This window comes from Streptomyces sp. NPDC004065, from assembly GCF_044903565.1.
Classification (GTDB): Bacteria; Actinomycetota; Actinomycetes; order Streptomycetales; family Streptomycetaceae; genus Streptomyces.
This window is the reverse complement of the sequence record NZ_JBJDQT010000001.1, coordinates 775,739-790,448: the sequence shown is the minus strand read 5'-3', so window position 1 is coordinate 790,448 and position 14,710 is coordinate 775,739. Positions and strand designations below refer to the sequence as shown.

Annotated in this window: 9 protein-coding genes and 1 pseudogene; 9 read left to right on the top strand and 1 reads right to left on the bottom strand. The window is 69.1% G+C overall.

The features are described from left to right. Nucleotides 1–89 precede the first annotated feature (89 nt). Nucleotides 90–5,102 (top strand): hypothetical protein, encoded by a 5,013-nt coding sequence (locus ACI2LW_RS03545; RefSeq protein WP_404729409.1) that lies wholly within the window; start codon nucleotides 90–92, stop codon nucleotides 5,100–5,102. 76 nt (nucleotides 5,103–5,178) lie between these two features. Then, nucleotides 5,179–5,458, top strand: a pseudogene (locus tag ACI2LW_RS03540) (tyrosine-type recombinase/integrase); the annotation flags it as partial. Between the two features lie 67 nt (nucleotides 5,459–5,525). On the opposite strand, the gene ACI2LW_RS03535 reads toward ACI2LW_RS03540, so the two are convergent. Then, nucleotides 5,526–5,963, bottom strand: a complete 438-nt coding sequence (locus ACI2LW_RS03535; protein WP_010353923.1) for a hypothetical protein — start codon at nucleotides 5,961–5,963, stop codon at nucleotides 5,526–5,528. Nucleotides 5,964–6,741: 778 nt separating this feature from the next. On the opposite strand from ACI2LW_RS03535, the gene hemL reads away from it, so the two are divergent. The 7 genes from hemL (at nucleotide 6,742) to ccsB (ending at nucleotide 14,701) form a co-directional block, all read left to right on the top strand. Then, nucleotides 6,742–8,070: a glutamate-1-semialdehyde 2,1-aminomutase gene (gene hemL / locus ACI2LW_RS03530; protein ID WP_404729408.1), complete on the top strand. Its 1,329-nt coding sequence runs from the start codon at nucleotides 6,742–6,744 to the stop codon at nucleotides 8,068–8,070. A 92-nt stretch (nucleotides 8,071–8,162) separates the two neighbouring features. Further along, nucleotides 8,163–8,810: a histidine phosphatase family protein gene (locus tag ACI2LW_RS03525; RefSeq protein WP_404729525.1), complete on the top strand. Its 648-nt coding sequence runs from the start codon at nucleotides 8,163–8,165 to the stop codon at nucleotides 8,808–8,810. 150 nt (nucleotides 8,811–8,960) lie between these two features. Next, nucleotides 8,961–10,292: a hypothetical protein gene (locus tag ACI2LW_RS03520; protein WP_404729407.1), complete on the top strand. Its 1,332-nt coding sequence runs from the start codon at nucleotides 8,961–8,963 to the stop codon at nucleotides 10,290–10,292. Nucleotides 10,293–10,358: 66 nt separating this feature from the next. Beyond that, nucleotides 10,359–11,024 (top strand): TlpA family protein disulfide reductase, encoded by a 666-nt coding sequence (locus ACI2LW_RS03515; protein ID WP_404729406.1) that lies wholly within the window; start codon nucleotides 10,359–10,361, stop codon nucleotides 11,022–11,024. Between the two features lie 6 nt (nucleotides 11,025–11,030). Continuing rightward, on the top strand, nucleotides 11,031–11,792 hold the full coding sequence (locus tag ACI2LW_RS03510; RefSeq protein ID WP_404729405.1) for a cytochrome c biogenesis CcdA family protein: 762 nt from the start codon (nucleotides 11,031–11,033) through the stop codon (nucleotides 11,790–11,792). A gap of 3 nt (nucleotides 11,793–11,795) precedes the next feature. Beyond that, the gene (locus ACI2LW_RS03505) at nucleotides 11,796–13,598 is read left to right on the top strand and encodes a cytochrome c biogenesis protein ResB (protein WP_404729404.1); all 1,803 of its coding nucleotides are present in this window, start codon (nucleotides 11,796–11,798) and stop codon (nucleotides 13,596–13,598) included. Further along, entirely contained in the window at nucleotides 13,595–14,701 is a 1,107-nt protein-coding gene (gene ccsB / locus ACI2LW_RS03500) for a c-type cytochrome biogenesis protein CcsB (protein WP_404729403.1), read from the top strand. Before ACI2LW_RS03505 ends, ccsB begins: the two co-directional genes overlap by 4 nt. Nucleotides 14,702–14,710: the final 9 nt, after the last annotated feature.

Here is a 14,710-nt window from a genome sequence, read left to right as displayed (position 1 = left end):
TTGTCCGCACATGGCGGGGGCGGGGTCGTGGACCACGTCTTATTGACCTACTCGCCTGTGGTGACAGTGGTGCGCCATATTCTGCAGAGATGGTGGATCGCGACAAAGAGGAAAAGGTAGCCAGCCCGTACTCGACGGGTGGTGGTGGCACCGTCCTGGAGCATCGCTTCGGAGCTGTCCTGCTGGCCCACCTCCTCCTAAGTGACCCCGTCCCGGCGCTGGGCGATGACGTGATGCCGGTAGCAGTGCGTTTCCAAGACAGCCGGTTCAGCGCTGTGGACGACCTGATCGTCGTTGGTGATACGGCTTCCGGCGCGCAGCGGCGGTTGTCGATCGGGGTGCGCCGAGCCCCGAGCTTCACATCCAGTGACGACTCTACGGCGGACCTGCTCGTGTCCTACCTGCGGGTCGTCACCGACCACTGGGATGAGGCCAGCGCGGGGCGTTGGCGGCTGGCACTTGCCGTAGCCAGTCCGAATCCGGCCGTACAGCAGGTGCGCGAGCTGGCTGTGATTGCTCACGGGCAGCCCGACGGGGAGTCGTTCCGGGCAGCGGTGGAGCAGGCGGGACGTACGAACGGCGCTGTTCGCACTCGGTTGACCCACCTGGATGCGTTGATCGCTCAGGCGGCGGCCAGCCAAAAGGTAAGCACCGAGACACCTGACGCGGAGCTGACCTGGCGAGTACTGCACGTGTTGTGGTTGTGGGAGCTGAGGTTGGAGGGCGTTGAGGAGTCCGACCGTACGGCGGTCGTGGGACGCCTGCGAAGCGTTGTTCCTGACTCCTCGGTGGCGGCCGCCGATGCGCTGTTCGAAGCGCTGGAGAGGCTTTCTCGGAGCTATGCGCCGGCGGGCGCGTCAGTCACCGGCAGCATGCTGCGAAGGCAGCTCTCCGGAACGGCGGTTGTCGACCGCTCCCCGTCCCACGCCGCAGCATGGCGTGTCCTTGACGCCCTGTCGGAGACAGCCGAGAATCTCGTGCGGTTCCGCTTGACCAGTGCTGGCGAAAACCTTGAACTGCAGCGCACCGAAGCCGGGAACGCCCTGGCTGTCGAAATGAGAACGGCCGCATCACAGGCGACCGCGCTGGTCGTCACTGGTGAGCCGGATGCTGGTAAGTCCGCCCTGGCCCTGCGCACAGCCGGGCGGCTGCGAGCCGATGGTGTTGCAGTCATAGTGCTAAACCTGCGAGAGATGCCCGCAAGGCTGGCGGAATTCGAGGCATTGCTCGGTGCCCGCGTCACCACGGTGCTGGGAGCCTCAGCCGTGGCCACGGGGCGTCTGCTGGTCGTCGATGGCGCGGAGTCGGTACTGGAAGGCCGCGCCCAGTTGCTCTCGGATCTCGCTCGAGCGGCCATGACCACCGGGCTTGGCGTGGTTGCGGTGACCCGCACCGATGGTTCCGGAGCCACACGTGATGTGCTCCTGCAGGCCGCGCAAAGTACGGTGCGAGACGGCGGGGCTGTCGAGGACCTTGTCCATGAGCATGAGGTTCCTGCGCTGACCTCGGCTGAGATCGAGCAGGTGGTCAAGGCTTTCCCACAGCTACGGCGATGGGCCGACGACGAGCGTGCCCAGTGGCTGCTGGGCAGACCGGGACTGGTCGACATGCTGTTGCGCGCGGGGCCGGGCGTTTCGGCCCCTGAGGGGGCGGTGTCCGAGGCTGACCTGTTCGCAGCCGTCTGGCGTCACTTGGTGCGCTGCGGAGAGATGGTGCCACCAGGTGGACCTTCTCCTGACGCTCGTGATCAGTCTCTTCGTGCGCTGGCCAGACGCCAACTGCTGCCCCACGATAACTCTGTGTCACCTGACTCGGTCGCGTTGCCTTCTTTGCGTTCCGACGGTCTGCTGGCGCCCCTCAATGCGACCAGCGCCTGGAACCCGTCTGATCGATTTGCCAGTGATCTAGTGCGGGACATGGCAATCGTGCGGGTGCTCGTCACGGACGGTTTCGGTCTCCTCTCGACTGCGGAGGCACCGCGCTGGGCCCTACGTGCCGCACGCGTCGCATGCCAGGCCCAGCTGCTCACCGCCGCCGATGTCAGGCAATCACTCGCGTATCTGCGGGCAATCTTTGACAAGATCGCATCCGACCATGGCGAGCGGTGGTCGGATGTGCCCTGGGAGGCGGTGCTAACCCTCGGTGCCGCCGGTGACGTCCTCGGCCGGACATGGCCTGAGCTGCAGGCCGACCGGCAAGCCGGCTTGCGTACCGTGATCCGGCTGGCCATGCAGCGCTACGCCCCCCACGACATCGGTGATCCGGTGGTGCTCGCGCCGCTGGTCGAGCTGAGCTTCTGCCGCGAATGGGACGCCGATTCCGACGGTGATCTCTGGGCTGCGGATGGTATGAGCCGATCCGTCCGCGAACTGGTGCTGGCCTGGCTGCGCGGACTGGTGCAAGCCGAGACGGATGTTTCCGACCCTATTCGGCAGCTGGTGCGGGACCGTATCCTCGCAGCCGAACCGGAGCATTGGGACGAGTTCGCAGTGGAAGCTTTGGCAATGCTCGGCCCCGATCTCGATGGGCGGGCTGAGAGGTTTCTAAGGGGAATTGCCGACGACGGAGGGGCTCGTCTCGAACCTGTTGTGGAGAATTTCTGGTCCGTGGCGGAGATGGCCAAACATCAGCCGGACCTGCTCCTGACCCTGACGGAGTCCTACTACATCGAACGGTACGATGCCGAGGCGGGCAGATATGGCCGATCTGGTTTTTATCCGTTCGATGATGGCATCCGGCACCACCGCGGCAGTGGAAGCATCACCGAACGGATGGCCGGGTGGTACCGTGGCCCCTTCTGGCAACTGCTGAGGGTCCGGCTCGTGCCGACGCTGGCATTGATCAACCGGATGCTCGACCACGCGGCGGCCATCCGTGTCGGGGACCACGACGCCTACACTCAGGCGCCGCCCGACGAACTGACCGGAGCGGACCTGGATATTCCGGGAGTCGGTGTCAGGCGCTGCGTCGGAGACGCACACGTGTGGGCGTGGTATCGAGGTTCGTCTGTTGGGCCGTACCCGTGTGTGAGTGCGCTACTTGCTGTCGAGCGGCTCGCCGACCAGCTCGTCGCCCTCGCTGACGTCCCACTTGAGCGGATCGTGCAGTTGCTGCTGCGTGACTGCAATAACCTGGCTATGCCCGGTCTCGTGGTCGGATTCCTCGTGCGTCATCTGGAGCAGGCAGATGATCTGTTGAATCCTTGGATGCGCAATCTGGACGTATGGCACCTGGAATTCGCACGCGTTGCCAGTGAAGGAGTGCTCTACGTCCAGGGCCCGGATGCGCCTAATATTGTCGGTCTCTCTCGCCGTCGAAGTAGTCTGCGCGACGTCGCCGCCGAACTCACGATTCGCGCGACCCTTTCCGGCGACCAGGCTCGGCTGAACGAGCTTGCGGCCACGGGCGAGGAACTCGTCCGCCGTGCTGAGGAGCTTGTCGCTGACTCTCAGGGTGGCGCGGAGGCTGATCGCTTCCTCGCCTCGGTACGGGGATGGGCGGCGACGTTCAGACCGGAGAACTTCCATCCGGAACCCGATGACTCTGGCAACTTGATCGTGCAATATCAGCACCCCGAGCCGCTGGCGACCCAGATGCGGCCCGAAACCGAGATGATCGACCGCGCCAGCCAGGCGATGCGCTTGCAGAACACCTACGCCAGAGCCGCCGATCGCGTTGCCCCTGTCGACAGGCTCCTGGCTGACATCGCTTTGGCTCGGTCCTTGGGCGAGGATCCGCCCGCCTCCACTCTCAATCGGCTTGACCCGATCGCCGCCGTCGCTGCTGCCGCTGCCGTCGCACACGCCCACGGACGTATCGACGTGCCGGTCGATGACTTGCGTTGGGCGACGGCCGTCCTGATCGAGGCGATCACCGAACCGAGCCGTACCGAGTACGTCGCCTCCTCCTTCTACTCGCTGGGCGCCGACCGGTCCGCGGCGACCGGTCTGCCGGCACTCCTCGCCGTGGCATCAGATGACATCGAGCTCGATAGGCAGGCAATTATCGGTGTCTTGGAGCGCTGCACCACGAACCACTTCAACGAGGTACGCATCGCGTTCGCCCAGGCTGTTGACCGGGTCTGGGCCGCGCCATGCGACGCCGACCAGCGATCGCTTCCGTGCCGCCACGTAGCAGCGCTCAGCGCCGTGCGGGCGGGACTACAGGACTGTCGCCTCGGCGACTGGGACCCAGAGACGGGTGCACGTGCCCGTCCCCGGCTCGACGGTCCCTACGAGCAGACGTTGCCCAAAGTCGAGACGGAGCGGCTCTACCTGACGTCACTGATCCCACCACTTGTCGCCGCCGGTGCCGCGTCCGTCGGCGACAGCTGCGTGGCGGATCAGGCGAAGGGACTTGTCGAAGTCCTGCTGGACGCCCACGCCCGCGCCGCCGACCACTGGGCGAGGGAAGGGTACGAGAACCGGTACAGCAAGGACAGCGCTCGCGTCATCGTCAATCTGGCGGTCCGCGGTGACACCGAGCCGCTAAAGGTGCATGCACAGCGGCTCGCGGCCAACGGTCGCGGCCTGTACGAATTCTTCCGTGACCTCGCCGTCCTCTTTACGTACGACGACGAGCTGCGTCCCACTCTGCCGGAGGTGTGGTCCGTCGTCATGGAGGCGGCCCTCGACGCCATCGGCGACGGTAGCGAACTGCGCCGAGACCGCCACTGGGGAGACTACGCGTTGGGGGCGCTCCTGCCCGCCCCGGGGATTGACATGAGCGACGCTGACATCGACGCGACGCTTGCCCGCGCGCGAGAAGGCTGGCTGCACCCCGACACCATTGCCGACCTCGTCGTTCGCTGGTTGAGGATCGCCGGCCAGGAACCCAAGGCTTTTGACGCGCTCGCACAACTCGGCAAGTGCGCTCCGCTTGAATGGCAGCGGGACACGGGGCTGGCCTGGGCCGAGCATTTGGCCGATGGCAACTATCGCGTCATCGCCAACAAGTGCTGGTACCTCACCGACTGGCTCAAGGCACTTCACTCACGTGACGCAATGCTGTCGAATCAGATCACACGGTGGCGACGCCTCGTGGACGGGTTGGCAGCCGCAGGTGACCACCGGGCAGCCGCTTTGCAACGAATCGAGGAATGACCCCGAAGCTGACGCCCTCCCGTGCAAGTAGCTGCGGGCCACATCAGGCACGTCGGCGTGGCGGACTTCATAGTCAGGCGTGCACGCCCTTCGGCACGCCTACGCCTCAGCTCCTGGACGCGGGCGAAAGTATCAAGGCGCTCTCCGAGTACCTCGGCCACTCGGACCCGGGCTTCACGCTCCGGACGTACACGCACCTGCTGCCCTCCAGCGAGACCCGCACCCGCAAGGCGATCGACGACGCCTTCACCGAAGCTGAAGCCGAGGCGGAGGGCAACGGAGACCCGCCCGCCGCCCAGGGCACATCAGTGCCCCCACCGAAACCAATGTGCCCTCGATGTGCCCTGGCCGCCTGACGGCCCCTCCTGGCACCTGACGAGGGCGAGGCCCGAAAGCCCCGCCCAAGACCAGCGAAACCCCAGCTCAGGGCCACACCAGGCAGTACGGCTGGTGCCCCGCCTCGTGCAGCCGGTGTGAGAAGTCCTGCCACTCGTGCAGGAGCTGGTACACGTTGAAGGCGTCGCGCGGGCCGCCGCGGTCCGGGACCGTGGACCAGATGAACGCGGCCGCGCCGACGGCCTCCTCGCCGATGTCCCGGAGGGGGTCGACGACGGTCATCGGGAGCTTCACCACGGCGTAGTCCGGGTGCAGGACGACCAGCTCGAGCGGCGGCACCTTGTGCAGGGGGACGCCCTCGATGCCGGTCAGCACCATCGCGGCCATGGTCTCCGGCTTGATCTTGGTGAACATGCCGTTCATGCCGAGCTCGTCGCCGCCGAGTTCCTCGGGGCGCATCGAGATCGGGACGCGGGCAGCCGTAGCACCGTCGGGCGCACCGAAGTACTTGTACGTCACCCCCACCCGACCACCATTCCCGCTCCCTGCCCGAAGGCCTTCCACCCGGCGGTCGATCCGGTGATCGAACCGCCGGTCCGGCCGCTCGAGCTCACCCGGCACACCGTGTTCCTGACGTGTCTCGGCCGCTTCCTCCGCCTCGCGTCGGTGCCTTCCCCGCCGGGCACGTCGAGGACCCAGGTCATCAGTCCCCTCGCCCAGTCCGCCACCGCGATGCATATCTCCACCCGACTGCTTTTCTAGGACGCGTGGCCCCCGCCGCGCAACCCGATCATCGTGTCAGTGACCTCCCCCACGGCCGCCCGCCGAAACGTGCGCCGAAACATCAGTCCGCGGGGATCTTCAAGGCCCTCGACACGACCCTTCGCCTTGTCTATACGTACGCGAAGCCCAGTTTCGCAGATGGGTGCGCCACAATCCGAGTGATCCGGCTCGCGGGCCGGTCGGTTCCGCCGGACGCGACCCGTATCCGCCCCCCGGCCGCGCGCCCGCCGTACGCGCCGCGCGCCCGTCGTGTGCGCCTCGCGACCGCCGTGTGCGCCCCGCGGTCGTCGCGCCCTCGCCCCCCAGTCCGCCGCGCCCCCGCCCCCAGTCCGTCTCATGCCCCCGTCGCCGGTACGCCGTGCCCCCCGCCCCCGCCCCCGCCCCGCGGGCCCGCGCGTCCCGCTGGCCTACCCTGAACAGGTCACTGCCCGCCGGAGTCCGCCAAAGGGCCGGAATCCAGGGAAAGCCAGGAAACCCGGGACACCCCGAGACCCCCGAGAAATCGGAGAATCCGCAGGTCATGAGCGAACTGCCATATCCATACGAAGCCCCCGTCTCGCAGGCGCTGTTCGACCGTGCGGCGGCCGTGACGCCCGGCGGCGTGAACTCGCCGGTGCGTGCCTTCCAGGCCGTGGGCGGTACGCCCCGGTTCATGGTGTCCGGCAGCGGCCCCTACCTGACGGACGCCGACGGGCGGGAGTACGTCGACCTGGTCTGCTCCTGGGGGCCGATGATCCTCGGGCACGCCCACCCCGAGGTGATCGCCGCCGTGCAGGAGGCGGTCGCGCGCGGCACGTCCTTCGGCACGCCCGGTGAGGGCGAGGTCGCGCTCGCCGAGGAGATGGTGGCCAGGGTCGCGCCGCTGGAGCAGGTGCGGCTCGTCTCCAGCGGGACCGAGGCCACCATGTCCGCCATCCGGCTCGCCCGCGGGTTCACCCGGCGGTCCAAGGTGGTCAAGTTCGCCGGCTGCTACCACGGGCACGTCGACTCGCTGCTCGCCGCGGCCGGCTCCGGGCTCGCCACCTTCGCGCTGCCGGACACCCCGGGGGTCACCGGCGCCCAGGCGAGCGACACCATCGTGCTGCCGTACAACGACCTCGACGCGGTGCGCACCGCCTTCGCCGCGCACCCCGGCGAGATCGCCTGCGTGATCACCGAGGCGTCGCCCGGCAACATGGGCGTGGTGCCGCCGCTGCCCGGGTTCAACCAGGGGCTGAAGGACCTCTGCGCGGCGAACGGCGCGCTGTACATCTCCGACGAGGTGATGACCGGGTTCCGCACCAGCCGCGCCGGGTGGTTCGGCGTCGACGGGGTGGTGCCCGACCTGATGACCTTCGGCAAGGTGATGGGCGGCGGCTTCCCGGCCGCCGCGTTCGGCGGACGCGCCGACGTGATGGCGCACCTGGCCCCGGCCGGGCCCGTCTACCAGGCCGGCACCCTGTCCGGGAACCCGGTCGCCACCGCCGCCGGGCTCGCCCAGCTGCGGCTGCTCGACGAGGCCGCGTACGCGAAGGTGAACGCCGTCTCGCAGCAGATCCAGGCCATGGTCTCCGAGGCGCTGGCCAAGGAGGGCGTCGCGCACACGCTGCAGAACGCCTCCAACATGTTCTCCGTGTTCTTCACGGACCGGCCGGTGCGCGACTACGACGACGCCCGGGCGCAGGAGTCGTTCCGCTTCACCGCCTTCTTCCACGCGATGCTCGAGAACGGCGTCCATCTGCCGCCCTCCTCGTTCGAGTCCTGGTTCGTCTCCACCGCCCACGACGAGCGGGCGCTCCAGCGGATCTCCGACGCCCTTCCGGCGGCGGCACGGGCGGCGGCGGAAGCGACGGCGGAGGCGACGGCATGAGCGCGGTCAACGGCAGCCGCGACGCCGGCAGCGTCAGCCACGGCAACGGCGGCAACGGCAGCGGCAACGGCGACATCACCGTCGTCCACCTGATGCGGCACGGAGAGGTCGAGAACCCGAGCGGGGTGCTGTACGGGCGGCTGCCCGGCTACCACCTCTCCGCGCTCGGGCGGCAGATGGCCGAGCGGGTCGCCGAGCACCTCGCCTCCCGCGACATCACCTACGTCGTCGCCTCCCCGCTGGAGCGGGCGCAGGAGACGGCGACCCCGATCGCCAAGGCGCACGGGCTCGACCTCGCCACCGACGAGCGGCTGATCGAGGCGGAGAACGTCTTCCAGGGCAAGACCTTCGGCGTCGGCGACGGCGCGCTGCGCCGGCCGGGCAACTGGAAGCACGTGGTCAACCCGTTCCGGCCGTCGTGGGGCGAGCCGTACGTCGACCAGGTGGTACGCATGATGGGCGCGCTGAACGCGGCCAAGGACCAGGCACGCGGGCACGAAGCGGTGCTGGTGAGCCACCAGTTGCCGATCTGGATCGTGCGCTCCTACGTGGAGCGGCGGCGGCTGTGGCACGACCCGCGCAAGCGGCAGTGCACGCTCGCCTCGCTGACGACGTTCACGTACCAGGGCGACCGGATCGTCTCCGTCGGCTACACCGAGCCCGCCCGCGATCTGGTGCCGGCCCATCTCCTCGCGGGCGCCAAGCCGGTGAAGGGGCAGGGCAAGGCCTTCGGCGCCTGAGCCGCACGACCGGCCGGACACGAGCCCGGCGGATCCGGCGGATCATTTCGCAATAATTGTTGCGGAATTCATATAGTAGGCAGGAACCCCCGTGTCCGTCCCGTCCTCTGATGGGGTGACCACCAGTGGACGTGACGGATCGGGGATCTCATGCGCACCTTCTCCCGAAGGGGAATACTCGGCCTCGGCGCGGGCACCGCGGCCGCCGTCGGGCTCGCGGGCTGCGGCACCCTCAAGTCGTCGGACGGCGACGGCGACGGCGGCGGTTCCAAGGGCGGGGGTTCTCGCGGCGACGGCAAGGGGCAGCCCTCCGCCCGGCCCATCGGCGACGGCTCGACGTCGTACACCGGCAAGCAGCCGCACCAGCCCGCCAAGCCGGAGCCGCTGGAGCCCGGCCAGACGCCGCCGCAGTTCGTCGTCTTCTCCTGGGACGGGGCCGGCGAGGTCGGCAACGGGCTGTTCCCGCGCTTCCTGGACCTGGCCAAGCAGCACGACGCCCACATGACCTTCTTCCTCTCCGGGCTGTATCTGCTCCCGGAGTCGAAGAAGCGCCTGTACGACCCCCCGAACAACGTCCGCGGCGCCTCCGACATCGGCTACCTGACCGACGAGCACATCAAGTCCACGCTCGCCAACGTGCGCCGCGCCTGGCTCGAGGGCCACGAGATCGGCACCCACTTCAACGGCCACTTCTGCTCCGGCCACGGCACCGTCGCCAACTGGACGCCCAAGCAGTGGCAGAGCGAGATCGACCAGGCGAAGTCCTTCGTCAAGCAGTGGCGCACCAACACCGGCTGGACCGACCTGCCCTCCCTGCCCTTCGACTACGACAAGGAGCTCGTCGGCGGCCGCACCCCCTGCCTGCTCGGCCAGGACCGGCTGCTGCCCACCGCCCGCCGCCTGGGCTGGCGCTACGACGCCTCCTCGCCCGGCGGCCGGCAGGTGTGGCCGCGCAAGAAGCTGGGGATCTGGGACCTGCCGTTGCAGCAGATACCCTTCCCCGGGCGCAAGTTCGAGGTCCTCTCGATGGACTACAACATGCTCGCCAACCAGTCGGTGAACTCCACCAAGGCCCCGCCCGCCAACTACCCGGGCTGGCGGCAGCAGGCGGCCCAGGCGTACATCCAGGGATTCAAGCGGGCATACGAGACGAACCGGGCACCCCTCTTCATCGGCAACCACTTCGAGCAGTGGAACGGCGGCATCTACATGGACGCCGTCGAGGAGGCCTTCAAGCACATCGCGCGGGAGAAGGAGAAGGGCGCGGACGTGCGTCTGGTCTCCTTCCGGCAGTTCGCCGACTGGATGGACGCCCAGAAGCCCGAGGTACTCGCCACACTGCGCACCCTCGACGTCGGGCAGCGGCCGGCCGGGGGCTGGAAGGACTTCCTGAAGGACACCGGCTCGGCGGGCGCCGGTGCGGGCTCCGGCACCGGTGGCGCCGGGACGCAGAGCGCGAAGGGTGCGCAGAACCCGGCCTGAGATGCGGTTCTCCGGCCGTCAGGGGGGTGCGCAAGATCCCCGGAACGGGCATGCGAAACTTTTCACATGAGTGCCGTCAGCCGCGCCCCCCAGTGCTCGAACCGGGCGAACCGCCCGTCCCGTCCGCACCGCACGCGCACCACCCGCGTCCGCGGCCGCGCCGCCCTGCTCGCCGCGGGGAGCGCCGTCGCGGCACTCACCCTGACCGCGTGCGGCTCCGGAGGAACCTCCGGCGGCTCGGGCAACACCAACTTCATCACCGGCTCCGACGGCATCGCGACCGTCAAGAAGGGCGACCGCAAACCCGCCCCTGACCTGTCCGGCAGGACCGTCGACGGCAAGCCGCTGGACCTGGGCGCCTACAAGGGCAGGATCGTCGTCCTCAACGTCTGGGGCTCCTGGTGCGCACCGTGCCGTGCCGAGGCGCCCAACCTCGTGAAGGTGGCCAAGGACACCTCGGCCAAGGGCGTGCAGTTCGTCGGCATCAACACCCGCGACACCAGCACCCAGCCGGCCCAGGCGTTCGAGAAGGAGTTCGGGGTGCCGTACCCGAGCCTGTACGACCCCGCGGGCAAGCTGATGCTCCGCTTCAAGAAGGGCACCCTCAACCCGCAGCTCATCCCGACCACGATCGTCGTCGACCGGGACGGCAACATCGCGGCGCGCGCCCTGCAGGCGCTCAGCGAGGACAAGCTGCGCAAGATGCTCGACCCGGTCCTCGCGGAGAAGTGAGCCCCCGTGCTACTGGCCGCAGCGACCGACCCCAACCAGACGGTGTTCAGCGGAGCCCTGCTGCTCGCGCTGCCCATCGCCGTGCTGGGCGGTCTCGTCTCCTTCTTCTCCCCGTGCGTCCTGCCGCTCGTCCCCGGCTACCTCTCCTATGTGACCGGGGTCACCGGCACGGACCTGGCCGAGGCCCGGCGCGGGCGGATGGCCGTCGGCGCCTGCCTCTTCGTACTCGGCTTCACCGTCGTCTTCGTCTCCGGCGGCGCGCTGTTCGGCTACTTCGGGCAGACCCTGCAGGACTACAAGGGCGTGCTGTCCAAGGTGCTGGGCGTGCTCATGGTCCTCATGGGCCTGTTCTTCATGGGCCTGACGCCCTGGCTGAGCCAGCGTGAGTTCCGCTTCCACCGGCGGCCCACCGCGGGCCTGGTGGGCGCGCCCCTGCTCGGCGCCCTGTTCGGGATCGGCTGGACCCCGTGCATCGGCCCGACCCTCTCCGCGGTGCAGACGCTCTCCTTCCAGCAGGCCAGCGCCGGGCGCGGCGCGCTGCTGACGGTCGCCTACTGCGCCGGGCTGGGCATCCCGTTCGTGCTCACGGCGGTCGCCTTCCGCAAGGCCCTCGGCGCCTTCGGCTGGGTCAAGCGCCACTATGTGTGGGTGATGCGCGTCGGCGGCACGATGATGATCGTGACCGGCGCGCTGCTGCTGACCGGTGCCTGGGACCGCCTGGTGCAGGAGATGCAGACCTGGTCCACCGGCTTCACTGTGGGGATCTGATCCATGAGCAAGACGACAACGGGCGCCGCCGACACGCCCGCCGACGACACCGCGGCCGTACCGCCGCCGGGCGAGGACGACCTCGGCGCGGCCGGCTCGCAGCTGTCCACGGCCCCCGTGGAGACGACCGTGCCCGGCTCCTTCGGCGGCAGCCGCGCCCCCGGCGCGGCCGGCCGGCTCGCCTGGACCGGGCGCGAGGCGCTGGGCTGGGCCCGCTGGTTCTGGCGGCAGCTGACCTCCATGCGGGTGGCGCTGCTGCTGCTGTTCCTGCTCTCCCTGGGCGCCGTCCCCGGCTCGCTGATCCCGCAGACGGGCAGCGACGCCACCAAGGTCGAGGCCTTCAAGCAGGCACACCGCACCCTCGGACCGCTCTACGACCGGCTCGGACTGTTCCACGTCTACAGCTCGGTGTGGTTCTCGGCGATCTACATCCTGCTGTTCGTCTCCCTCATCGGCTGCATCGTGCCGCGCACCTGGCAGTTCGCCGGCCAGCTGCGCGGCCGCCCGCCGGGCGCCCCCAAGCGGCTGACCCGGCTGCCCGCGTACGCCACCTGGCGCACCGACGCCGCGCCGGGCGAGGTCCGCGAGGTGGCGCTGAGGATCCTCCGGCAGCGGCGCTTCCGCGCCCACACCGAAGGCGACGCCGTCGCCGCCGAGAAGGGCTATCTGCGCGAGGCCGGCAACCTGGTCTTCCACGTCGCGCTGATCGTGATGCTGATCGCCTTCGCCTGGGGCCAGCTGTACAAGACCGAGGGCAACAAGCTGATCGTCGAGGGTGGCGGATTCGCCAACACGCTCACCCAGTACGACGACTTCAAGTCGGGCAGCCTCTTCGGCGACGACGACCTGGTGCCGTTCAGCTTCGACCTGAAGAACTTCACCGGCACGTACGAGCGCAGCGGCCCCAACAAGGGCACCCCCCGCGTCTACCGGGCGGACGTCGACTACCACGTGGGTGCCGACGGCAGGGCGAGGAAGGGCTCCATCTCGCCCAACCACCCGCTGGAGGTCGGCGACGCCAAGGTCTACCTCGTCAGCCACGGCTACGCCCCGACCGTCACCGTGCGCGACGGCAAGGGGAACGTCGTCTTCCACCAGGCCGTCCCGCTGCTGCCGATGGACGCCAACGTCACCTCGCAGGGCGCGATCAAGGTGCTGGACGGCTACACGAACCCGCAGGGCAAGAGCGAGCAGCTGGCGTTCAAGGCGTTCTTCGTGCCGACCTTCGCGGGCGCCGGCAAGGGCACGATGTTCTCCCAGTTCCCCGCGCTGGACTTCCCCGTCCTCGCGCTGAACGCCTACCACGGCGACCTGGGCGTCAACGCGGGCATCCCGCAGAACGTGTACCAGCTGGACACCAAGGACCGGAACCTGAAGCAGTTCGAGGACGCCAAGGGCAGGATCCTCGCCGACCGGCTGCTGCCCGGCGAGACCATGACGCTGCCCGGCGGCGCCGGCTCCATCACCTTCGACAAGGACATCAAGGAGTGGGCCGGCTTCCAGATCGTCCAGCAGCCCGGCAACGGCTGGGCCCTGGGCGGAGCCGTCGCCGCCATCGCCGGCCTGGCCGGATCGCTGTTCATCCAGCGCCGCCGCGTCTGGGTCCGCGCCGTCCGGGGCGCCGACGGCGTGACGGTCGTGGAGGTGGCCGGCCTCGGCCGCAGCGAGTCCGCGAAGCTCCCCGAGGAGATCGGCGACCTGGCCGCCCTCGTCCACGACAAGGCACCCGCACGCACCGACGTCCCGCCCGGCGACCAGCCGGACGCCGACCCTCCCGTACCCGCCGAAGGGGCTGAGAAGAAGTGACTCTCGCCGCCGCAACCGAGCTCGCCACGGCGACCAACGAACACCTGGCGAACGTCAGCAACACGCTGATCTACTCCGCCATGGCCGTCTACACCCTGGCCTTCTTGGCCTACATCGCCGAATGGCTCTTCGGCAGCCGCAGCAAGGTCGCCCGCACGGCCGCCGCGCTGACGGCCGGGAGCGAGTCCTCCGCCACGGCCCGGGGCCCCGCGGTGACGGTGAAGTCCGCCGGCGGCACCGCCGTCCTGGAGCGGCCGAAGGTCGTCGTGCGGTCCTCCGCCGGCTCCCGTGACGTGCCCGACGGCCCCGGCGCGCACGGCGGCGACGCGCAGGGCGACCTGTACGGGCGGATCGCCGTCTCGCTCACCGTGCTCGCCTTCGCCGTCGAGGCGGCCGGCGTGGTCGCCCGCGCGGCCTCCGTGGAGCGGGCGCCGTGGGGCAACATGTACGAGTTCAACATCACCTTCTCCACCGTCGCGGTCGGGGTGTACCTCGGTCTGCTCGCGCTGCGGAAGAACGTGCGCTGGATCGGCCTGTTCCTGACCACCACGGTCCTGCTCGACCTGGGCCTGGCGGTCACCAAGCTCTACACGGCGAGCGACCAGCTCGTCCCCGCCCTGCACTCGTACTGGCTGTACATCCACGTCTCCACCGCGATCTTCTGCGGCGCGGTCTTCTACGTCGGCGCGATCTCCGCGCTGCTGTACCTGTTCAAGGACTCCTACGAGAGCAAGCTGGCGAGCGGCGGCCGGCCCGGCTCCTTCGCGACCTCCGTGCTGGAGCGGCTGCCCGCCTCGGCGTCCCTGGACAAGTTCTCCTACCGCGTCAACGCGGCCGTCTTCCCGCTGTGGACGTTCACGATCATCGCGGGCGCCATCTGGGCCGAGTCCGCCTGGGGCCGCTACTGGGGCTGGGACCCGAAGGAGACCTGGGCGTTCATCACCTGGGTGGGCTACGCCTGCTACCTGCACGCCCGGTCCACGGCCGGCTGGAAGGGCCGCAAGGCGGCGTACATCGCGCTGGCCGCCTTCCTCTGCTTCCTGTTCAACTACTACGGCGTCAACCTCTTCGTGAGCGGCAAGCACTCCTACGCCGGCGTGTGAGCCGCGGGC